The sequence below is a fragment of the Actinoplanes utahensis genome, assembly GCF_016862455.1.
GTDB lineage: Bacteria > Actinomycetota > Actinomycetes > Mycobacteriales > Micromonosporaceae > Actinoplanes > Actinoplanes utahensis.
Genome location: NZ_BOMZ01000027.1, coordinates 137977 through 158230, shown reverse-complemented (window position 1 = coordinate 158230; position 20254 = coordinate 137977). Strand labels below are relative to the sequence as shown.

The 20254-nt window shown below is 70.4% G+C and carries 19 protein-coding genes and 1 tRNA gene; 11 read left to right on the top strand and 9 right to left on the bottom strand.

What is annotated here, in order from left to right; genetic code table 11:
* Positions 1-52: 52 nt before the first annotated feature.
* Entirely contained in the window at positions 53-484 is a 432-nt protein-coding gene (locus Aut01nite_RS09315; RefSeq protein WP_014446635.1) for an SsgA family sporulation/cell division regulator, read from the bottom strand.
* A gap of 310 nt (positions 485-794) precedes the next feature.
* Here Aut01nite_RS09315 and Aut01nite_RS09310 point away from each other — a divergent pair, with 310 nt between their 5' ends.
* Complete coding sequence (locus Aut01nite_RS09310; protein WP_043522945.1) at positions 795-1169, top strand: TIGR02611 family protein; 375 nt, start codon at positions 795-797, stop codon at positions 1167-1169.
* 52 nt (positions 1170-1221) lie between these two features.
* Positions 1222-1293: transfer RNA gene (locus tag Aut01nite_RS09305), tRNA-Val, on the top strand.
* Positions 1294-1349: 56 nt separating this feature from the next.
* Here the strand turns inward: Aut01nite_RS09305 and Aut01nite_RS09300 are convergent.
* From Aut01nite_RS09300 to Aut01nite_RS09290, 3 genes are all read right to left on the bottom strand, one after another.
* Positions 1350-3287 carry an AfsR/SARP family transcriptional regulator gene (locus tag Aut01nite_RS09300; RefSeq protein ID WP_052163261.1) on the bottom strand — a complete coding sequence of 646 codons (1938 nt, stop codon included), beginning with the start codon at positions 3285-3287 and terminating at the stop codon, positions 1350-1352.
* 78 nt (positions 3288-3365) lie between these two features.
* Complete coding sequence (locus Aut01nite_RS09295) at positions 3366-4379, bottom strand: MsnO8 family LLM class oxidoreductase (RefSeq protein WP_043522944.1); 1014 nt, start codon at positions 4377-4379, stop codon at positions 3366-3368.
* Between the two features lie 25 nt (positions 4380-4404).
* Positions 4405-4863 carry a MarR family winged helix-turn-helix transcriptional regulator gene (locus tag Aut01nite_RS09290; RefSeq protein WP_052163260.1) on the bottom strand — a complete coding sequence of 153 codons (459 nt, stop codon included), beginning with the start codon at positions 4861-4863 and terminating at the stop codon, positions 4405-4407.
* Positions 4864-5052: 189 nt separating this feature from the next.
* Between Aut01nite_RS09290 and Aut01nite_RS09285 the strand changes: the two genes are divergently transcribed.
* The 3 genes from Aut01nite_RS09285 to Aut01nite_RS09275 all read left to right on the top strand — a co-directional run bounded on the left by Aut01nite_RS09285 (position 5053) and on the right by Aut01nite_RS09275 (position 9167).
* Positions 5053-6510 carry a DHA2 family efflux MFS transporter permease subunit gene (locus tag Aut01nite_RS09285; RefSeq protein WP_043522942.1) on the top strand — a complete coding sequence of 486 codons (1458 nt, stop codon included), beginning with the start codon at positions 5053-5055 and terminating at the stop codon, positions 6508-6510.
* 93 nt (positions 6511-6603) lie between these two features.
* Positions 6604-7581, top strand: a complete 978-nt coding sequence (locus Aut01nite_RS09280; protein WP_043522940.1) for a quinone oxidoreductase family protein — start codon at positions 6604-6606, stop codon at positions 7579-7581.
* Positions 7578-9167 (top strand): FAD-dependent oxidoreductase, encoded by a 1590-nt coding sequence (locus tag Aut01nite_RS09275; protein ID WP_043522939.1) that lies wholly within the window; start codon positions 7578-7580, stop codon positions 9165-9167. Before Aut01nite_RS09280 ends, Aut01nite_RS09275 begins: the two co-directional genes overlap by 4 nt.
* On the opposite strand, the gene Aut01nite_RS09270 is transcribed toward Aut01nite_RS09275, so the two are convergent.
* Positions 9052-10473 (bottom strand): AfsR/SARP family transcriptional regulator, encoded by a 1422-nt coding sequence (locus Aut01nite_RS09270; protein WP_161790582.1) that lies wholly within the window; start codon positions 10471-10473, stop codon positions 9052-9054. The genes Aut01nite_RS09275 and Aut01nite_RS09270 overlap by 116 nt on opposite strands.
* Before the next feature lie 239 nt (positions 10474-10712).
* On the opposite strand from Aut01nite_RS09270, the gene Aut01nite_RS09265 reads away from it, so the two are divergent.
* Both Aut01nite_RS09265 and Aut01nite_RS09260 read left to right on the top strand, forming a co-directional pair.
* Positions 10713-11633, top strand: coding sequence for a zinc-binding dehydrogenase (locus Aut01nite_RS09265; RefSeq protein WP_043522937.1), 921 nt, complete (start codon positions 10713-10715; stop codon positions 11631-11633).
* A 52-nt stretch (positions 11634-11685) separates the two neighbouring features.
* Complete coding sequence (locus Aut01nite_RS09260) at positions 11686-12474, top strand: SDR family NAD(P)-dependent oxidoreductase (RefSeq protein ID WP_043522935.1); 789 nt, start codon at positions 11686-11688, stop codon at positions 12472-12474.
* Between the two features lie 58 nt (positions 12475-12532).
* Here the strand turns inward: Aut01nite_RS09260 and Aut01nite_RS09255 are convergent, their stop codons facing one another.
* Both Aut01nite_RS09255 and Aut01nite_RS09250 read right to left on the bottom strand, forming a co-directional pair.
* Positions 12533-12829 (bottom strand): antibiotic biosynthesis monooxygenase family protein, encoded by a 297-nt coding sequence (locus Aut01nite_RS09255; RefSeq protein WP_043522934.1) that lies wholly within the window; start codon positions 12827-12829, stop codon positions 12533-12535.
* Entirely contained in the window at positions 12799-13914 is a 1116-nt protein-coding gene (locus Aut01nite_RS09250; RefSeq protein ID WP_043522933.1) for an oxidoreductase, read from the bottom strand. Before Aut01nite_RS09250 ends, Aut01nite_RS09255 begins: the two co-directional genes overlap by 31 nt.
* 527 nt (positions 13915-14441) lie before the next feature.
* Here Aut01nite_RS09250 and Aut01nite_RS09245 point away from each other — a divergent pair.
* A complete protein-coding gene (locus Aut01nite_RS09245) occupies positions 14442-16322 on the top strand; it encodes a serine/threonine-protein kinase (protein ID WP_307837479.1) in 1881 nt (626 codons plus the stop codon).
* A 205-nt stretch (positions 16323-16527) separates the two neighbouring features.
* Here Aut01nite_RS09245 and Aut01nite_RS09240 read toward each other — a convergent pair whose 3' ends face one another.
* The gene (locus Aut01nite_RS09240) at positions 16528-16794 is read right to left on the bottom strand and encodes an acyl carrier protein (RefSeq protein WP_268871685.1); all 267 of its coding nucleotides are present in this window, start codon (positions 16792-16794) and stop codon (positions 16528-16530) included.
* Positions 16791-17543: a thioesterase II family protein gene (locus Aut01nite_RS09235; RefSeq protein WP_052163258.1), complete on the bottom strand. Its 753-nt coding sequence runs from the start codon at positions 17541-17543 to the stop codon at positions 16791-16793. The genes Aut01nite_RS09240 and Aut01nite_RS09235 overlap by 4 nt, the downstream gene beginning before the upstream one ends.
* A gap of 35 nt (positions 17544-17578) precedes the next feature.
* On the opposite strand from Aut01nite_RS09235, the gene Aut01nite_RS09230 reads away from it, so the two are divergent.
* The 3 genes from Aut01nite_RS09230 (at position 17579) to Aut01nite_RS09220 (ending at position 20242) form a co-directional block, all read left to right on the top strand.
* Positions 17579-18457, top strand: a complete 879-nt coding sequence (locus tag Aut01nite_RS09230) for a thioesterase II family protein (protein WP_083998535.1) — start codon at positions 17579-17581, stop codon at positions 18455-18457.
* Positions 18454-19779 carry a condensation domain-containing protein gene (locus tag Aut01nite_RS09225; RefSeq protein ID WP_152628505.1) on the top strand — a complete coding sequence of 442 codons (1326 nt, stop codon included), beginning with the start codon at positions 18454-18456 and terminating at the stop codon, positions 19777-19779. The genes Aut01nite_RS09230 and Aut01nite_RS09225 overlap by 4 nt, the downstream gene beginning before the upstream one ends.
* A 133-nt stretch (positions 19780-19912) precedes the next feature.
* Positions 19913-20242 (top strand): acyl carrier protein, encoded by a 330-nt coding sequence (locus tag Aut01nite_RS09220; RefSeq protein WP_161790581.1) that lies wholly within the window; start codon positions 19913-19915, stop codon positions 20240-20242.
* Positions 20243-20254: the final 12 nt, after the last annotated feature.

Here is a 20254-nt window from a genome sequence, read left to right as displayed (position 1 = left end):
AAGGGCGACCCGCGCGGACCGGCAGAGTCCGCGCGGGTCGCCCTGATATCGCTTATCTACCGGCCAGCAGCCGGTTGACCGCCGCGTCGACATCCAGGTGATCCGACTCCCGGCCGCGGGGCACCACCACATAGGTGCGCCGCAGGAATCGGACCAGGACGCTGCGCGGCACCTCGAACAGCGCGTTTCCATCGGGTGACGACAGTGCCAGGGCGACGAAGTCGCCACGCGGCGTGGCCCACGGCCACACCCGGACGTCGCCGATCCCGGCCGGCTCGTCGAGCCCGGTGACGAGAAGTTCCCGCGCGAAGGACCAGCTCACGGCTTCCCCACCGGCTGATTCTGCGTGGAACAACACGTGCACCGCATACGGGTCGGCTGGGTCGTACCGCAGGCTGGCGCGCACGGGCAGTGCCGTCGCGTCAGGCGCTACGAGCCGCAGCGAGGTTTCGACCTCGACGGTCGTTGGACGAATGGTACTCATGGACGAACTCCCCCCGGCACCGCTGCGAGGCTGGTGAACCCCGCGTTTCCCATACTCAGGTGATCCCTGTCGTTACGCTCCGCCATACGCTGATCTCACCCAGTAGTGGGAAGACGGTTCCGAAAACCCCTCCGCGCAGGACGTAAAGATATATCTTGTCCTGTTCTGCCCATGTACTCGGTACCGCCCGGCGTCGGGTGGTCCAGCAGTTGACTTACTCCGGTAACGTCCATTCCTCCCGGGTAGTGACGGGGCTCCCGGACACTGGGGGATGAAATGGGTGTAAAACCGGACGACGGGGTTATGTGACGTGCGTGTGCTTGACCGTATCCGCTCCAACTCCACCGGCCGCCTCGCTCTCAAGGTCGGCGTCGGCATCGTCGGTGGCCTGGTCGTCGCCGTCGGCATCGTTCTGATCCCGTTCCCCGGCCCCGGCTGGGCGATCGTGATCCTCGGCCTGGCCATCCTGGCTGTCGAGTTCGCGTGGGCCAAAGGAGTCCTCGCGTTCACGAAGCGCCACGTCCAGAGCTGGACGCACTGGATCGGCCGTCAGTCTCTCCCGATCCGGGCGCTCGTGGGCCTGGTCGGCATGATCTTCATCAGTGCGGTGGTCTGGCTGAGCGTTCTGCTCAGTTTCGACCTCAACCTGTTCACCTGGACGCTCGACTTCCTCGGGTGGCGTTGACCCCCTGGTTCGCGTGCCCGCGCGGGCGTCTAGTAGAGTTCCATCTCGTTGAGGGCGATTAGCTCAGCGGGAGAGCGCTCCGTTCACACCGGAGAGGTCACTGGTTCGATCCCAGTATCGCCCACATTGCATCTACCTGCGAAAACACCCGCTGCCATGATCCAGGCAGCGGGTGTTTTGTCATAAGGTGCGCGGTCCACCACCGGCGTCGGCTCGCAGCACGTCCGGATGGCACAGGCGTACGGCCTCGTCAGCGAGTCGCCGGTACCACTCCGCCAGACGGCGCACCGCCGTTCGCTGGTCTGCCACCGAGTCCTCGTCGTGCCCGCGTTCGGCGGCGTAGCAGGCCATCAGGCTGTGCAACCGGATCACGCCGTCCGGGCCGAGGCCCACGATCTGGGCGCGGACCAGGTCCGCCACGATCGCCGATGCCGCGGACGACGGCATGCCGGTCAGCTCGGCGATCGTCTCGACGCGATGCGACAGGCGCGGTACGAGTACCAGGTACCGGAACAGCCGCCGGGCGTTGCGGGGAAGGGCGGAGTAGGCGAGCTCGAAGGTGCTGCGTACCGCTGCCCGCCGACTGCCGGGAAGGGTGAGGGCGGCGAGCGGGTCGGCGCCGAGGAGTGCCGCGAACGCGGCGATGCTGCGGCCGGGGCGGGTTGCCAGGTGGGCGCCGGCGATCCGCAGTGCCAGCGGCAGCCGGTCGCATCGTTCGACCAGTGTGTCCAGAGCGGCGGGCTCGCGACGGGCCCGGTCGGGTCCGACCATGCCGGTCAGCAGCTCGACGGCCTCGGCGTGATGAAGCACCGGAAGCCTGACGACATGGGCGAAGTCACAGGCGTGGGCGTCCGGATCGGCACGCCGCACGGCGAGGACGGCGCTGCCGGCCGGCGGGGGCAACAGGCCGGGCGGTGGGGAGCCCTCGGGGACGTCGTCGATGACCAGCAGCACCTTGCGGCCGTCGATCTGGCGGCGCAGCCGGGTCACGGCCGCGATGGTGCCGGCCGGCGGCTGCCGCACACCGGTGGTGGCCAGCATCTCGGCGAGAATGTCGGACCAGGTCCGCCCGCCGGCTCGGACGAACCATTGCCCGTCGGGGAACCTGGCCCGCAGGCGGTGTGCCGCGCGGACGGCGAGTGCGGACTTGCCGACTCCGGGTGCGCCGGTTACGTAGACCACCGACGAGTCGTCCGGTCGCAGCGTGGCGCACAGCTCGTCCAGAATGGCCACACGGCCGGCGAAGTTGGTGAGGTCCGGCGGCAGCTGGCATTGCGGCCACCACCGGTCACGGCCGGTGACCGGCGCCGCCGTGTCGCTGCCGGGGCCATGGCCGGCCACGGCGATCAGGGCACGGTACCGGCGTCGCAGCTCTGGGCCCGGTGTCACCCCGAGTTCGTCGCGCAGCTGCCGGCGCGCCTGGTGATATGCGGCGATGGCAGCCGGTCGGTCGTCGCCGGCGGCGAGGGCGTCCATGAGCTGGCCCCACAACCGTTCCCGTTCCGGGTGAGCGATCGTCGCGGCCCGGAGCTCCCCGACGATCGGGGCATGGCGGCCGAGGGCCAGCTCGAGCTCGAATCGGCGCTCGGTCCACCGCAGGCGTTCGTCGACCAGGGCGGTGACGACTTCCCGCTGGAGACGGACCGAGGGTACGAGAGCCAGTGGTTCGCCCCGCCACTCGGCGAGGGCATGGTGGACCCATGCCAGTTCGACGTCGGGTGTCGCGTCGCGCCGGGCGCTGCGGGCACGGCGGATCGAGTCCCGGAACCGGTCGAGGTCCAGGGATCCCGGCGGCACCACGATGCGGTAGGCGCCGGGACGCGCCTCGATCGGCCCGGCCGCGCCCGGCAGGCACGCAGCGAACTGGGATCGCAGTCGGGTGAGGTGCACCTGGAGGGCGCCGCGCGGGTTCTCCGGCGGTGGCCGGTCGTCCCACACCGCGCCGGCCAGCTCCGCGGTGCTGACCCACGAGCCCGCCCGCAGCAGCAGAGCCGCCAGAATGATGCGTTGTTTCGGCGCGGTCACCGGCACGGGCCGGCCGTGCAGGACCGCCGTCAGCGGGCCGAGCACGCGGTACTCGTCCGCCGGCGGAGCCCCGGGATCGACGATCGCGGTCACCCGATTCCTCCTCGTGGATCGAGGATTCAATCGTCACACGTGAATATTACGGCCACCGGCTCCGTCGGTTGACGAGTGTTATGCGTCCTGTGTCGCCGCGACCCTGCGAGGCCGTACGCCGAGGGCCTCGGCCAGCAGCGCGTACGAGCGCACCCGGTCCTCGTGCCCGTGAATCGTGGAGAGCACCACGAACTCGTCGATGCCCACCGCGGCGGCCATGGCCGTGAGCTGCTCCGCGACATCGGCCGAGGAGCCGACCGCGTATGGCGGCCACTCGGGCCCTGAGGTCCGCGGGATCTCGGGCCGGCCGTGCAGTTGCGCCAGTGCGGTCTCCGGGGCCGGCACCGGCCGCAGATCTCCGCGGGTCATGCGCTGCCGGAACAGTCGCTGACTCGCGAAGACGCGTTCGGCTTCGGCGCGGGTCGGCGCACAGTACACCCCGATACCGACCATCACCCGTGGGCTGCCGCCGCCGCGGCTGTCGAAACTGTGCCGGTACGTCCGGACCGCCTCGGCGACAATCTCCGGGCGGCCGAAGTGCGCGAACGAGTAGGGCAGGCCGAGTCGGCCGGCCAGCGCCGCGCTCGACGAACTGGCGCCCAGGAGCCAGATCTCCGGCATGCCGTCCACCGACGGCATGATCCCGTCCTGGTCGCCTCGCTCGCCGAGAAACGCGCGCGTCGCGCTGACCTGCTCGGCGAACGCGTGATCCGAGGAGTGGCCGAGGGCCGGGTTGAGCAGCCGCGCGTCCCGGGCGGTTGCCCCCGCGCCCCGGCCGATGCCGAGATCGACGCGGCCGGGAGCCAATGCCTGCAGCACGCGGAAGGTCTCGGCCACCTTGAACGGGCTGTAGTACGGCAGCAGGACGCCGCCGCTGCCGATGCGCAACCCGGTGGTCTCCGCCGACAGCCGCGCCGTCATGATCTCGGGTGCGGGGCTCGCGAACGACGCCGTGGCATGGTGCTCGGCGAGCCAGTAACGGTGATAGCCGAGCGCGTCCGCGGCCCGAGCCAGAGCGATGGTGTTGGTCAGGGCCTGTGTCGGTGTGGATCCCTCCGGGATCATCGACTGGTCGAGGATCGAAAGCTGCACTGAAGGACTCCCTCGGTCGGGGCGCTCAGGTATCGGCGGGCGCGGCGATGGGCCGGGTGAGCCGGGCGACGACGGAGGCCAGGTGCTCGTCGAACGCGGCGGCCTCCAGTGCTGCGCCGAGTTCGGCGCGGCTGACCTTGACGGCTGCGGTGTATCGCTCGAGGCCCTGGTCGGTGATCTGGCAGTAGACGCCGCGCCGGTCGTGCTCGCAGCTGACCCGAGCGGCGAGCTGCTTGGTGGTGAGGCGGGAGACCAGGCGGCTCATGGATGACTGATCCAGGGCCACCGCCTCGCTCAGGTCCTGGATCCGTAGGCCGCGCGGATTGCCCCGGCTGAGCTGGTCGAGCACGAGCAGCTCGGACAGGGTGAGGTCGAAGTCGCGCACCAGCCTCTTGTCGAGTGCCTGGCCCAGTCGGCCGGTGAGGACCGTCAGCTGTCGCCACAGGTCCAGCACGTCCGGCTGTCCGCCGCGTCGTTCCGCCATCGAATCGCTCCCAGGGTCGTCGCAGTGCACCCTACACTCCAGGCGGATTCAATGTACACGCATGTTTTTTTCCTCAGCTCAGATCGGTACTTCCGCATTCACGCGGGCAGGACGGCAAGAATATGTCTGCACCTACATGTATTCTGTGCCCGTCCCGACGATTGTCACCCGCTGTGCGGAGGTAAACACATGTCCAGCGAGACCAGCGCACCCCAGCGAAGCCCGGGAGCGGCAGCTGCCCCCGCAGACGACCGCCTCGATCCCGCGTTCCTGCGCATGGCCGGCGTGCTGCTGCTGGCCTTGCTGATGGCCCTGCTCGACGAGACCATCGTGAACGTCGGCGTGGACCATCTCGGAGCGGTGTTCGGCGCGCCGCTCGCGACCATCCAGTGGGTGACCGCGGGATACCTGCTCGCCGTCGCCGTCGCCACCCCGGTCTCCGGGTGGGGCGTGGACCGGTTCGGTGTCCGCCGGGTCTGGGTCCTCGCGGTGGTGCTGTTCACCCTCGGCTCGCTCTTGTCCGGCCTGGCCTGGTCGGCCGGCAGCCTGATCGCGTTCCGGGTGCTCCAGGGCCTCGGTGGCGGGATGATCTTCCCCGTCGTGCAGGCCGCGATCGCCCGGGCAGCCGGCCCCGCCCGGGTCACCAAGGCGATGGGGCTGGTCTCCATCCCGCTGACCATCGGCCCGGTGCTGGGTCCCGTCCTCGGCGGGTTCTTCGTAGACGACATCAGCTGGCGCTGGATGTTCTTCATCAACCTTCCGGTCGGGGTCATCGCTCTGGTGCTGGCCTTCAAGGTCCTCCCGGCGGCCGACTCCGACCCGGAAGGGCCCCGGCCGCGGCTCGACATCGTCGGCCTGATCCTGCTGTCGCCCGGATTCGCGGTGCTGATCTATGGGCTCACCACCGCTGCGCATCGCGGCGACTTCGGCGACCCGGTGGCCCTCACCGCCTTCGCCGTCGGCGCGGCACTGCTCGTGGGTTATGTACTGCACGCCTTGCGCACCACCGCGCCACTGATCGACGTGCGGCTGTTCGGCCGGCGCGGGTTCACCATGTCGGTGGTCACCATGCTGCTGGTCGGTGCGGTCGCCAACGGCCTGCTGTTCCTGACCCCGCTCTACTACCAGCAGGCACGCGGGTTCGGAGCCCTGCACGCCGGCCTGCTCATGATCCCGTCCGGCATCCTCGGCGCCGCCGGGGCCATCTCCGTCGGCAAAGCCGGGGCCCGGCTCACCGCCCGAGCGACCGCCCCGATCGGTATGCTGCTCGCCGCCGTGGCCGCTCTCGCTCTGTCCACCGTCGGCGCACACACCTCACAGGTCTTCACCGCACTCACCTTCGGCGTCGCCGGATTCGGTATCGGCTTCACCGTGCCGGGCATGATGGCGTTCATGTATCTCGCGGTCGGCCCCGCCGACGCCCCGCGGGCCACCAGCGCGCTGTTCATTCTGAACCAGATCGGCGGGTCGCTGGGCATCGCCGTCGTCGCGGTGGTTCTACAGCAACGACTCGCCGCTGCCGCCGGCTTCCCCCCGGAGGCGTACGGCCGGACCTACTGGATCGTGGCCGGATTCGCGCTCGTGGCCGGGCTCGCCGCCGCGCTCGTGCCCGGACCCGCGCGGCCGCCCGCACCGCAGACCGAGTGACCCTCCGGCTCTCCTCGACCGGCCCACGAGCGCACCCGGCTACAACCGGCGGTGGCGGTGTCCCGCTACCGCCGTGACGGAAGGGGTATTCGCATGCGCGTCATCCGCTACTACGAGCACGGCGGCCCGGAGGTGCTGACCGTCGAGAAGGTGCCGGATCCGGTGCCGGGCGACGGTCAGCTCGTGGTCGGTGTCGAGGCCGTCGGCGTCAACTTCATCGAGACCCAACTGCGTTCCGGTACGGCACCTTTCCCCTCACCGGTGCCGCGCGCGCCACACGGCGACGTGGTCGGCCGGGTCGTCTGGGCCGGGCCGGGCACACACCGCTTCGCCGTGGGGGACCGGCTGGCGGCATGGGGTGTGGACGACGCGTACGCCGACCTGGTGCTGGTCGACGAGGCCCGGGCCGTGCCGGTGCCGGACGACGTTCCGGCGCCGGTCGCCACCGCGCTAGCCTCGACCGCCCAGGTCGCCGCCGGCGTGTTGAGTGTCGGCCGGCTCGCCTCCGGCGACACGGTGCTGGTGCACGCCGCCGCCGGCGCGATCGGCCACCTGGTCACCCAGTTGGCCAGGCTGCGCGGCGCGGGCCGGGTGATCGGCGCCGTCGGCTCACCGGTGAAGGCCGACTTCGTGCGCGAGCACGGTGCCGACGCCGTCGTCGACTACTCCCGGCCGGACTGGCCCGACCGGGTCCGGGAGGTCACTGGCGGCAGTGGAGTCGACCTGGTCCTCGACAGCGTGGAAGGTGCGGTGTTCGCGCCCAGCCTGGCCCTGCTCAAGCCGTTGGGCCGGCTGGTCTACTACGGCTTCGCCGGTGCTTCCGGCGAGGCGGGCCGCGTCGCGCTGACCGATCTGCTCGGCTTGAAGACCGTCGTCGGCACGGCCCTGGACGCGTGGCTCGCCGCCGCCCCCGAGGAGGCGGCGAACACCCAGCGGGAGCTGACCGAACTGGTCCGTGACGGCCGCCTGCGCGTCGCCGTGCACGCCGTCCTGCCCTTGGAGGAGGCAGCGCGGGCACACCGACTCATCGAGGACCGCCGTCAGCTCGGCCGTGTGGTCCTGGTCCCGTGACCGCCGTCGAACACCATTCCGTTCTGGTGGTGGGCGCCGGGCCGGCCGGGCTCAGCACCGCGATCTTCTCCGCCCTGCACGGGGTCCGGCCGCTGGTCGTGGACAGCCGTCCTGGTGCCTCGACCGCCGTGAAGGCCACCGGCCAGTACCCGCACACGATGGAGGCTCTGCGCATCGCGGGGGTGGCCGACCGGATTCGGGAGCTGAGCCGCCCGGACCGGACCGGCTTCGCCATGGTTCTCGCGCCACGACTGGCCGGGCCGGTGACCCGGACGCTGATCAGCGGCCGGGAACTGACCATGCGGCAAGTGTCACCGGAGGAGTGGGGTACCGCCAGTCAGTCCGGCGCCGAACGCGCGCTGGCCGAACGAGCCCGCGAACTCGGTGCCGAAGTCCGTTTCGGAACCCGGGTTTCCGGTCTCGCGCAGGACGCCGAGGGCGTCACCGCCTTCGTGGAGGACGTCGCGACCGGAACGCGTCGCCGGATCCGGGCTGGTTACCTGGTGGCCGCGGACGGCTGGCGCAGCCCGATCCGCGAGGCGCTCGGTGTGCCCCTGCAAGGCCGCGGTGTGGTGGGGCGGGTTCTGCGGGTGCTCTTCAAAGCGGACCTGAGCGAGCCTCTCGCCCATACTCCCGGGGCCGCCGACGGTTCGCGATTCGTAGCGTTCCACGTCGGACGGGCGGTGCTGTTCAACACCGAGATTCCCGGTCTTTACGGGTACTTCCGCAACCTCACCCCGGAGCTGTCCGACGACTGGTACCAATCCCGGGAGGGAATCGTCCGGCAGATCGCGACCGATCTGGGACTCGACGACAACGTTGCATTGAATGTCGTCGAGTCCGGCGAGACCTCGATCGCCTGCGCGGTCGCGCAGCGGTTCCAGGTCGGCCGGGTACTGCTGGCCGGCGATGCCGCACATGTGATGCCGCCGACCGGCGGACTGGGCGGCAACACCGCGATTCTGGACGGGTTGTACCTGGGCTGGCGGCTCGCGGCTGTGGTTGAGGGCTGGGCGGGCCCGGAGCTTCTGCACACCTTCGAGACCGAGCGCCGGCCGTACGCCCGTCTGCTCGTCGAGCAGCAGTTCGCCAATCTCGTCGAGCGGGTCGCGCCGGAACTGCGGGACGGCGACGTCCCTGATCCACTGCCGCCGGCAGTGCTGGCTTTCGGTTACCGGTACCCGACCGGCGCCGTGCTGCTCGACCCCGACGACGATCAGGCGCCGGTGGAGGATCCGGCTTCGGCCACCGGAAGGCCGGGATCGCGAGCGCCATATCTGCCGCTGGTGGCCTCGGACGGGACCGCGTCGTCGACGACGGCGCTGTTCGGAGCCGGGTTCGTGCTGCTGACCGGTCCCCAGGGAGGCGAGTGGGCGAAGCCGGCCACGCTCGTCGCCGAGCGTCTCGGCGTACCACTCACCGTGCATGTCGTCGACGCCGACAGCTTCCCCGCCCGGTACGGCATCGGGCTCACCGGCGCATCGCTGGTTCGCCCGGATCGTTTCGTGGCCTGGCGGGCCCCTGAGCTTGTGGAGGATCCGGCCGCCCGGGTGGAGGAGGTGCTGCGGACTCTGCTGCGGCGGTGACGCCGATGGCGACCGGCGGCTGCCGGCTCTCCAGGCGCGGGTCCCGCGGCCCGGCGGGCTCGCGCCTGGAGGGGTCGATCGACCGGGCGCCGTACAGGGCCACCAGTTCCGGAAGAACCTTGTCGCCGACGATGACCACGGCGGATCGCGAGGTCCCGGGCAGCAGATCGCGCACCTGCTCGGTGTCGCGGGCGTCGTCCAGCAACAGCAGCACACGCCGGTCCGCGAGCCGGGCCCGGTAGGTGTTGACCAGGTCTCGCCGTGCCGCCGGGACGGCCTCGGGCGCCGTCCCGGACAACCGCAACAACCGTGCCAGCACCGTACTCGGATCGCGCGGCCGGCCGTCGGGGCCGGTCAACCGGACGTACCACTGCCCGTCCGGGAAGTCGTCGTGCAATCGGTGAGCCAGGGCGACCAGACCGGCGGTCCGGTCCGCTCCGGCAGGCCCGGCCAGACACACCACCGGCAGCCCGGTGTCCGCACCCCGGCCGAGAAGGGTGCTGGCGACCGTGGCCCAACCGTGTCCCCGGATGGTGCGGGGGGTGTCGACCGGCGGCAGGTCGGTCCGGGCGTGCCAGTCGTCGCCGGTGATCCGCCGGAACTCGGCCACCAGCCTGGGGCCGGGCGTGATACCCAGCCGGGTGCGCAGCGTCGTGGTGGCCCGGTCGTACGCGTCGATCGCCGCCTCTCGATCCCCGGTGCGGTGCAGTGCCGAGAGCAGCAGGAGCCACAGCTGCTCGCGCAGCGGATGAAGGGTCACCAGCGAACGCAGGCGCGGTACGACCTCGGCCGGAGGCGACACCGCCAGTGCGAGCTCGCACTCGCGTTCCAGCAGGCGCAGCCGTTCCTCCAGGAGCGATGGCCCGGCTTCGGCGGCGAGCGACGTCACTGCCGTGAGCGAAGCGATCGTGCCGCCGTCGGCGGCGCCGTCGGTCCACTGTGCCAACGCGGCTCGCACGTGTGCCAGCTCGGCGGCGGCGTCGGCGGCCTGCCGGGCCTGCAGCGCCCGATGGGCCGCCGCCCGGAATCGGAACAGGTCCACCGTGTCCGGTGCGGTGTGCAGAACGTATCCGCCGCCGAGGGACCGGATCTGGGGCCGTCCCGGCCGGTCGCCGGATCCGCTGCGATCTCCGAGTGCTGCGCGTAGCCGAGCAACATGAACGTGCAGAGCGGCTGAGGGCGCGGCGGGTGGCCGGTCGTCCCACAGCCGGTGGTAGAGCTCCTCCATCGACACCTCGTCGTTGACGCGCCACAGCAGCGTCACCAGAAGCGCCCGCTGTTTCGGAGCGCGGATCGGCACCGGCATCCCGGCGATCGTGAGGTTCAGCGGGCCAAGCAGGCGAAAGTCGGTCGCCAAGGAGTCCCCCGTCGATAGGCGGTTGCGCACTGTGGGTTTATCGTCACCCTTTGCAGTCGCTGGGTTCATCCTGCCCGCGGTGATCCGCGCTCAGCAACGCGCCCGGGCAGTGATACCGGTCGCACGGGCCGCACTCCACCAGGACTCCAGGAGCCGCCGGTACGAAGAGTGCGAAAGGGGAGATCACTGTGAAGGCACTCGTCACGTCCGCGGCCGTGTCCCCCGGGATACGCCTGGAATCGTTGCCCGACCCGGACCCGGCACCCGGTGAGGTGCTGATCGAAGTACGGGCCGTGGCCGTCAATCGAGCCGACCTGCTGCTCGCCGCCCGTAGGCCACCGGGGTCGCAACTCGGCCTGGACGTCGCCGGTGTCGTCGTCCGCGCCGCGCCCGACGGCACGGGACCACCGGTCGGTACGCCCGTCGCCGCCCTGGCCGCCTCGACCGGCTGGGCCCAGCTCGCCGCTGTGCGAACCGACCGGCTCGCGATCCTGCCGGAAGGGGTCGAGCCCAGCGTCGCGGCGGCGGTGCCGGTGGCCGGCCTGACCGCCCTCTACGCACTGCAGCGGGCCGGGTGGCTCCTCGCCCGTACGGTGCTGGTCACCGGCGCGAGCGGCGGTGTCGGCGGGTTCGTGGCCGACCTCGCCGCTGCGGCCGGGGCCTCGGTGCTGGGATGGGTCGGTTCGCCGCAGCGGGGAGCACATCTCGTCGAACGCGGTCACCGGCTGCACATCGGTGACGGGCCGCCGCCCGGCGAGGCGGTCGACCTCCTCATCGACAGCGTCGGCGGCACGGTGTTGCGGGACGCGTTCGTCACGCTGCGAGCCGGCGGGGTCGCGGTGGTGTTCGGCAACACCGTCCGGGCCGACCTGGTACTCCCCCCGGACTGGGGACACGCCCGTCCCGGCGTACGCCTGGAACACCTGTTCCTGCTCGACGAGGTCGAACGGCGTAACGCCGCCGATGACCTCAGCACGCTGCTCGGTCTCGTCGCCGACGGCCGCCTGCGACCACACATCGGACTGCGCGCCGACTGGGCGGACGCCGGGTCCGCGATCGAAGCCCTGCTCGAACGCCGCGTCACCGGCCGGGTCGTCCTCAGCCTCTGAAACCGGCACACCTCTGCCCACGCACTGACGACACCTGAGAAAGGACACCACCATGACGGAATCCAGGGGCCGCGGAGCGGCCCTGGTCACCGGCGGCACCAGCGGGATCGGCTTGGCCGTGGTCGAGACGCTGGCCGAGAGCGGCCTCGCCACCTACTTCTGCGCCCGGGACGCCGCGCAGGTGGCCACGGTCACCGACAAGCTCCGTGGACGCGGGCTGAAGGTCGACGGCGTGGTGGCCGACGTCCGTTCGGCCGACGACATCACCTGCCTGGTGGCTTCCGCGGTCGACCGGTTCGGGCCGGTCAGCGTGCTGGTCAACAATGCCGGCCGGTCCGGTGGCGGCGTCACCGCCGACCTCGACGACGCCCTGTGGGACGACGTCCTGGCCACCAACCTCACCGCCACCTTCCGGGTCACTCGCGAAGTGCTGCGGGCCGGCGGCATCCGGGAGAACGGCTGGGGTCGCATCATCAACATCGCCTCCACCGCCGGCAAGCAGGGCGTCGCCCTCGCTGCGCCGTACACCGCCGCCAAGCACGGGGTGGTGGGGTTCACCAAGGCACTCGGCTTCGAACTGGCGGGCAGCGGTATCACCGTGAACGCGGTGTGCCCGGGCTACGTGGAGACGCCGATGGCGGTTCGGGTCCGGCAGGGGTACGCCGCGCACTGGGACACCACCGAGCAGGCGGTGCTGGAACGGTTCCAGGCGAAGATCCCGCTCGGGCGCTATTCGACACCGGAGGAGGTCGCCGGACTGGTCGGCTACCTGGTCACCGACTCAGCCGCCTCGATGACGGCGCAGGCCGTCAACGTCTGCGGCGGCCTGGGCAACTACTGACCCACGAGACGCGGCGGCCGCCCGGCAGGAAACCGGACAGCCGCCGCGGACACGTTGCTCAGTTGGCCGCGTCGTACCGCAGAACGGGTTCGGTCAGGTGCGGCTCACCCTTGATGACGCCGGTCAGCCGGTCGAGCCGGCTGCGGAACTCCGGCTCCTGCAATGCGGCCCGGAATGACTCCTCATCGGTCCACTCGGCGATGTTGTAGTAGGTCGACGGGTCCTTCTGGGAGCGGCTCAGGACATAGCTGACGAGGCCGGGCCGGGTCCGCATGTACTCGGCGACCTTCGCGTACCGGCTCTCCAGGTCCTCTGCGGCACCGATCAGCGTGAGCTTGTTGACGAAAACGACCATGACGTGGTGTCCCCTTCTCTGAGGTCGGCTTTCGGATAGTCGAGATAGCCCTGCCGCCCACCCTGATAGAAGGTCGCCGGGTCAGGACGGTTGAAGCCGATGCCCTCGGCCAGACGATGGGGCAGGTCCGGATTGGCCAGGAACTGCTTACCGAAGGAGATCGCGTCGAACCCCGCGGCCAGGGCATCGGCCACCACCGCACGGGTGGCGTCCGGGTCCAGGTCGCCGGTGCCCGGGTTGAGCACGATCGGTCCCTCCCACCGGGCACGCACCGCTCGGACGAGGTCGGGGTCGGAGCCATGGACCAGGTGCAGGTATGCCGGACCGACCGGCCGCAGCGCCTCGAGCAGAACCGGGTACAACTCCGCGGCGTCGGGTTCGCTCATGTCGTTGAGGCCGAAACCGGGGGACAGCCGTATCCCGGTCCGTTCCGCGCCGATGGCGGCGGCCACCGCTTCCACCAGGTCCACCGCGAACCGGACCCGCCGGTGGGGAGGCCCACCGTAGCCGTCGGTGCGGCGGTTCACCGTGGACGACAGGAACTGATGGATCAGATATCCGTTCGCCCCGTGAATCTCCACAGCGTCGAAACCGGCCTCGACCGCCGCGACGGCGCATCGTACGACGTCGTCGATGGCACCGGCTATGTCACTCGGCGACATCTCCCGCGGTACGGGATACGGTTGGGGACCGTTCCATGTGCGAGCCAGCCCAGCCGCGGGTACGGGCGACGGTGCCAGCGGAATGTGGCCGTAGAGGTCCGGATGGCCGATCCGGCCCGCGTGCATGATCTGCAGAGTCATGCGGCCGCCGGCGGCGTGCACGGCCGCAGCGACCGTCTTCCAGGCCGCGGTGTCGTCTGCGGAGTGCCAGTGCACCCCGTACGGATGGCCGGCAGCATGCGGAGCCGGACTGGTGGCCTCGCTGACGATCAGTCCGGCTGCGGCCCGTTGAGCGTAGTAGTCGGCCACGTAAGGCAGCGGCGTCCCGTTTCGGTCGGCTCGTCCCCGGCCCATCGGCGCCATCACGATCCGGTTGGGCAACCGGAGACGGCCCAGCTGAACCGGTTCGAAGAGTGTCGGCATACCGGGATGGTCGCGAGCGGCGGTGGAGGCACCATGGAGCCCGCCTACAGAGGCATACCGCACCGGCGTGTCGGTCACCGGTCGGGGCCAGCGCAGGTGCGCCTACTGTGGTCAGCCGGGAGCCGAGTGGATGGCTGAGCCATTTTCAACCTGATGTTGCAGGTCAGCCCGGGGTCGGCACCGAACAGAGCCGGGCAGCGTTCAGTAGTGTCGGGCGACGGCGGCGGAGCAGGACAGATCTGTGTTCTCGGTGGTCAGCGGCTTGATTGGGCCACGTTCACACCGGAGAGGTCACTGGTTCGATCCCCGTATCGCCCACATAGTCATCTAGCTGCAGAGACACCCGCCGTCATGATCCACGACGGCGGGTGTTCGGTCATGGTTCTGGGAGCAGATGTGGAGCAGTGCCGCCCATCCAGGGGTGACCTCTCCTAGGCTTCGGTAGTGCTGGGCCGTGGTGCCGGGGCGGTTGGCGCCGTGTCCTCGTAGCTGTGTCGGCCAGACTTCGGCGGTGCCCCGGCGGATCATTGGTCGTCATCAGACGGCTGGCGTCGTGCCATGATCTTGATCTCTTCCGTTGCGGCGCCTTTGTCAGCCCCGATCGGACGGGGTATTTGAACTTGATGACGACACGAGGCGAAGATGCCGTGCCTGGCGGGCGAGCCGAACCGATCGGCGCGGGCGACCCGACTCATCTGGGGGCCTACCGTGTCATCGGGCGTCTGGGAACTGGCGGTATGGGGACCGTCTACCTCGCCCAAAGCGGTCAGGGACGGCTGGTGGCGGTGAAGGTGGTGCGTCCCGCCCTGGCATCCGACGAGGCGTTCCGCCGCCGGTTCCGCACCGAGGTGCAACGAGCGCGGCAGGTGCCCCCCTTCTGCACCGCCGAGGTGCTCGACGCGGACCCGAACCACGAGCCGCCGTACTTGGTGATCGAGTACGTGGACGGGCCGAGTCTCGCCGACGTGGTCCGGCACCGCGGGCCGTTGACTTCGGCGAACCTGCACGGGGTCGCGATCGGGGTGGCCACCGCGCTGACCGCGATCCATGCCGCCGGAGTGATCCACCGGGACCTGAAGCCGGCCAACGTGCTGTTGCCGCCCGGCACGCCGAAGGTCATCGACTTCGGGATCGCCCAGGCGATGCATGCCTCCACCCGGCACACGCTGGCTGACCAGATGGTCGGCACCGTGGCGTACATGGCGCCGGAGCGATTCGGCAACGGACCCGACAAGTCGCTGACGGTGGCGGCGGACATCTTCGCGTGGGGCGCGGTGGTGGCCTATGCCGGCACCGGGCGCAGCCCGTTCGACGGGGAGACACCACTCGCGACGGCGACCCGCATCATGACCGAGCCGCCCGATTTGACCGGCATCAACGGGCCCTTGCGTGAGCTGGTGGAGGCGGCGCTGCGGAAGCGGCCAGGCGACCGGCCCACCGCCCGAGAGCTGCTGGATCACTTGTTGAGTACCGGCATGGCCGCCGAGTCCGCCATGGAGGCGCAGCCGGCGCTGCGCAACGCGGCGCAGGAGGTCCAAACCACCTTCGGCGGCGTTCCGCGTCCCATCATCGTCAGCCGTCGGCCGGTCACCGACCCCCGCCGGCCGACGGCTGCCTCCCGGCGCCGGTACAGGATGGTCGTAGCCATGCTGACCGCCGTGGCGGGCATGGCGACGCTCGGATGGGCGTTACGCACGCGGCCTGATGATCCGACGGGGACGACCGTACTCCCTGGTCTCCGGGACGCCGCACCGTCACGAGCCACCAGCGTCTCTCCCTCGCCGCAGCGCCCACCGCAGCCGGGCGGCGCCGGGCCTGGGGAATCGGACCCGGCGCCGTCCATCGCGCGCCCGTTCCGCTTCGCGGCGAACGCCGACGTGGCGGATCCGCTGACCCGCCCGGATGTGATCCGCGCGAACAGCGACGGCAGCAGTTCTTGCCGGTACGCAGACGCGCTGTTGGTCACGGTGGCTCGAGAGGGCACCTACGAGTGTGGACCGGCTCCGCAGACCTTCGCCGGCGCTCACCGGATCTCGGTGGAGGCCGACCTGCGCACGGCTGGAAGCTGCGCCGCCGTGCATTTCCTCAGCACCGAGGCCGGCGCCTACGGCGTGAACGCATGCCCCCACGGATACGTCTTCAACTGGTACGAGGGCGACACCGTCGAGGAACTGGGTACCTACCTGCTGCCCGAACGCACACGGCTGGGCGAGCCGCATCGCATCGCTGTCGACATCCGCGGGAGTACGGCCACTTTCTATCGAGACGCTCGCGAAGTCGCCGAGGTCAGTTTGGAGAAGGGCGTACCACCGGGCGGGGGAGACGTGCTGATCGGCGGCCATGGTGACCCGGCCGGCGGGGAGGCGCCTTACCAGATCGCCTTGCGGAATCTGGAGATCATCGGATGACCGGCAGGCGGCGAAGGTAGTGCCCCCAAGGGCGCACGCAGGCCCAGCGGAGCGCGCTCGTCGCTCGATCCGGGTCTACTGGCTCGACAAGGGCGAGATCGACATCATGGCTGGACGCGTGTGGACCCGGCTGCGACGCCCGCTGCGAGCCGTCACCATCCTGGAACGCGCAACCGGGCGGGCGGCTGGGGCCTGGAGTCGCCGGTCAGGTCCGGTCACGCAGCCACGGCGGAGAAACGGTAGCTCGGCGTTCCACCACGCCGAGTGCGGCGCCGAGGGAACGAACCGTCGGATAGCGGTACAGATCGACCAATGACACCGCATGGCCGGCTTGTTGCAGGTCGTTCAGTACATCGGCGAGGAGTTCCGAAGTGAATCCGGCCTCGAAGAAGTTGGTGTCCATATCCAACGGTCGGCGCTGGGTGAATCGGGCGTGGAGGCCGGCCAGGCCCGGCTCTTGACCGCCGGTCACCGCGAGGCCGGCGTGGCCCGGGCGAGGCTGTCGCGCAGGAGGCCGGCCACCTCGTGCGGCGCGTTCTCCAGCAGCCAGTGGTCGCCGGCGACGGTCTCCGACCGGAAGGCGCCCTCGGTGTGTGTCCGCCAGCGGTCGACGTCCGCCGAGCGCAACACCGCGTCGTCGGTGCCGGAGACCGCCGTGATCGGCACTGGCAGCGGCGGCTCGTCACGATAGTGGTATCCGGAAAGCAATTCGTAGTCAGCGCGCAGCGCCGGCTCGAAGATCTCCCGGAAGTCGGGCTGGGCTGCGATCCGCTCCGGCACCCCACCGTAGGACAGAATCTCCGTCCAGAACTCCGCGCCCGGCAGCCGGTGGATGTCCCGCGTCGGCTCAGCCCGGTCGGGTGCCGGATAGGAAGCCGCCACCAGGCCGTCCGGTAACCGATTGCCATCCCGGCGCAGTCGGCGGGCGAGGAGGAAGGCGAGCAGGGCACCGGAGCAGTAACCGAACAGGAGCATCGGCGCACGCCGTGGGAACGCCGTCACGAGGTCGTCGAGCAGGGGCTCCAGCTCGGTTCGGACAGGCTCACCGAAGCGGGCCTGCCGACCGGGCAGATTGAGGGCCCAGACGGCGATGTCGGGACCCAGCTCGTCGGAGAGCGCGGCGAACGCGGTCGCGCCTCCACCCGCCTGGGGAATCGCACAGACGTGCTGCGTCGCCCGATCAGGGTCGGACAGGGGGATGAACCAGTCGGTAGGGCGCACGTACCCCATCGTCGGTGAACTCCCGAAGGGGCTGCATGTCCCCAGTTGACGCGACCGCCCACCCGGCCGGGCTACTGGCACCATCTGCCCGGTGGCCGGGTACGTTCAGGGAAGGACGCCGCATGAAAGGGTGGTCGGATCCAGCACCGAACACACGCTGGATAAGGCGGAGCGGCGGGCACTCCCAGCCGGCGCTGCGGCTCATCTGCCTGCCCAATGCCGGTGCCGGAGCATCCATGTTCAACGGATGGTCACTGCCGGACCCGCTGCGGGCCGAGATCTGGGCCGTTCAGCCACCCGGCCGCGAGAACCGGCGGCAGGAGCCGGCTTTCCGGCGGCTCGACCAGCTGGTCCCGCAGCTCGCCGAGCAGCTCGTGCCGGCTCTCGACGTGCCGTATGCCCTACTGGGGCACAGCATGGGCGCCCTGCTCGCCTTCGAGCTCTGCCGTGAGCTGCGCCACCGCCGCGCACCGCTGCCGGTGCGGCTGTTCGTGTCCGCGCACCGCGCGCCGGATCTGCCCCCCTGGCGTCCTGCGGCGAGCACCCTGCCCCCGCCGCAGTTCCGGGCACGGCTCGCGGAAATGGCCGGACCGTCGAGTGTGGGCCGTATCGACCCTGAGCTGCTCGACTTCCTCGCTCCGATGATCCGCGCCGATTTCGAGCTGTGCGAGACGTACCGATACCGTCCTCAGGAGCCGCTAACGATGCCGATCACCTGCTTCACCGCCGTGGACGACCCCGAGGTGCGCGTGGACGAGATGCTGGGCTGGCAACGGCACACGACCGGCACCTGTCAGGTGTACCCGTTCACAGGAGGACATCTGTTCCTCCGCGATCATGCCGCCGACGTGCTGGGCTGTGTGGCGGCGGATCTGGCCGCGGAGCCCGCTGAGGTGCCCGGAGGCGCCGAGTGATCCCCCCTTCGCTGCCGTCGTTCGCCCAGGAACGTCGAGTGCTCGCGGTCACCGCCGAGGACGCTGAAGGAGGTGAGCCGTCCGGCAAGACGATTCCCATGGTGTGCCTGGTCCCCGGCAGAGTGGACCTGGCGGCCTTGGAGGAGGCGGTACGTCGGCTGATCCTACGTCACCCGGTTCTCCAGTACCGTTTCGTCGAGGACGGCGAGACGGTCGCGCTCGACCGTGTGGGCGTGCGGGCGATCCACTGTGAGGTGACCGATGCCGCCGATCTGGTCACCGGCGACGTCAGCCGGAAGGCCGCCGACGCGGCGATCGACCGCTACGTCCGTACCCGGCTGGACCACCCCTTCGACGTGTTGGGCTGGCCCCTGGTGAGGGTCGGTGTCGTGCGAGGTGACCCCACGGTGTGCTATCTGTCGGCGGACCACCTGGTGGCGGACGCCTGGTCACAGTCACTGGTCTCGCTCGAGCTGCCGGTCCTCTACCAGACCGTGCTCACCGGGGCGCCGGATCCGCTGCCGCCGCCTGCGGACTTCTTCACCTTCGCCGCCGCCCAACGGGGCCGTTTCACCGCCGGCGCGGGTCTCGAGCTGCCGATGACGGCGCTGCGCCGCAGTCTGGGTGGTCGTCTGCTGCATCCTCCCTTCGGGCTGGATCTGTCTTGGGACGAGACCGGCAGCCGTTACGAGCGCCGGCACGTTCTGGACGCCGGGGAGCTGGCAGCGGTCGCGGCCTGGTGCAAGGAGCTGAAGTCCACGCTCTTCATGGCCGTGGTGGCCGCGTTCGGGGCCGCGCTGCGTGAAGTCGGCGGGGTACGCGAGGCCGGCATGCTGATCGCGACCCATAACCGGGACGACGACCGGGTGCGGACCGGGATCGGCTGGTACGCCAACATGCTGCCGCTCTACTTCCCGGTGACCGGCGACCTCGCCAGCACGGTGCGGGAGGTGCGCCGTGCCCTGATGGCGACCCTCGAGTTCCACGAGTTGCCCCTGGCCCGGGCCGCCGGAGAGCTGCCGCCGGAGCAGGCCCGCGACGACCACCCCACCTGCTTTCTGTCGTTCACCGACGACCGCGGCTCCGTCAGGGCCGACGGACCAGTGCGGGAGATGGTGGATACGGCGATGGAGCACGGTTGGAGCCGCGATTCGATGCCACCCGCCCGGCGCCGCGGCTATGGGATGTGGATCTCATTGCGCGACGACGGATTGGGCTTCGCCGCAGCCTCACCCACGCCGCACGGCAGCGGGGGGCGGCTCGCCGAGCTGGAGGCGGCGTTCGCCGAAGCTCTGGTCAACATGCGGCCCCCGTCGTGGTGAGCGACGGCGGTCGGGCCGGAGGACGCCTCCCGCGTTTGTGGGACGTGCCCGGCAGCCACGTGCGCTACCAGCATGGTCCTGGTCGGCTCCGGTGACAGCCGGAGCCGCGCCACGCGGAGGAGGTCCGGTGGGCATGGGTGAAGCACAGCCGACGGAGGAGGCGGTCCTGGCCATGTGGGCCGGCATCCTTCCCCACTCTCCCGGACCCGGCGTCGACTTCTTCGACGCGGGGGGACAGTCGCTGCACCTGGTGCAGTTCCTTCAGCAGGTGTACCAGCGATACCGGGTCGACCTGGAGGTGACAGAGCTGTTCGCCGAGGAGTTCACCGCACGGCGCGCCGCGGCGGTGATCGCCCGTGCCATGGAGGCGGATGCTGAAGTGGACGACCTGGCGGACAGGCTGGCGGATCTCCCCGAGGAGGAGGTAATGGCCCTCCTCTCGGACCAGACCGTCGAAGGGTGACGGCGCATCATG

Coding starts and splice junctions, on each gene's coding strand:
- Aut01nite_RS09315 (WP_014446635.1), bottom strand. CDS start 484: ATGAGTACCATTCGTCCAACGACCGTCGAGGTCGAAACCTCGCTGCGG.
- Aut01nite_RS09290 (WP_052163260.1), bottom strand. CDS start 4,863: ATGGCGGAACGACGCGGCGGACAGCCGGACGTGCTGGACCTGTGGCGA.
- Aut01nite_RS09285 (WP_043522942.1), top strand. CDS start 5,053: ATGTCCAGCGAGACCAGCGCACCCCAGCGAAGCCCGGGAGCGGCAGCT.
- Aut01nite_RS09280 (WP_043522940.1), top strand. CDS start 6,604: ATGCGCGTCATCCGCTACTACGAGCACGGCGGCCCGGAGGTGCTGACC.
- Aut01nite_RS09270 (WP_161790582.1), bottom strand. CDS start 10,473: ATGCCGGTGCCGATCCGCGCTCCGAAACAGCGGGCGCTTCTGGTGACG.
- Aut01nite_RS09260 (WP_043522935.1), top strand. CDS start 11,686: ATGACGGAATCCAGGGGCCGCGGAGCGGCCCTGGTCACCGGCGGCACC.
- Aut01nite_RS09255 (WP_043522934.1), bottom strand. CDS start 12,829: ATGGTCGTTTTCGTCAACAAGCTCACGCTGATCGGTGCCGCAGAGGAC.
- Aut01nite_RS09250 (WP_043522933.1), bottom strand. CDS start 13,914: ATGCCGACACTCTTCGAACCGGTTCAGCTGGGCCGTCTCCGGTTGCCC.
- Aut01nite_RS09230 (WP_083998535.1), top strand. CDS start 17,579: ATGTCCCCAGTTGACGCGACCGCCCACCCGGCCGGGCTACTGGCACCA.
- Aut01nite_RS09220 (WP_161790581.1), top strand. CDS start 19,913: ATGGGTGAAGCACAGCCGACGGAGGAGGCGGTCCTGGCCATGTGGGCC.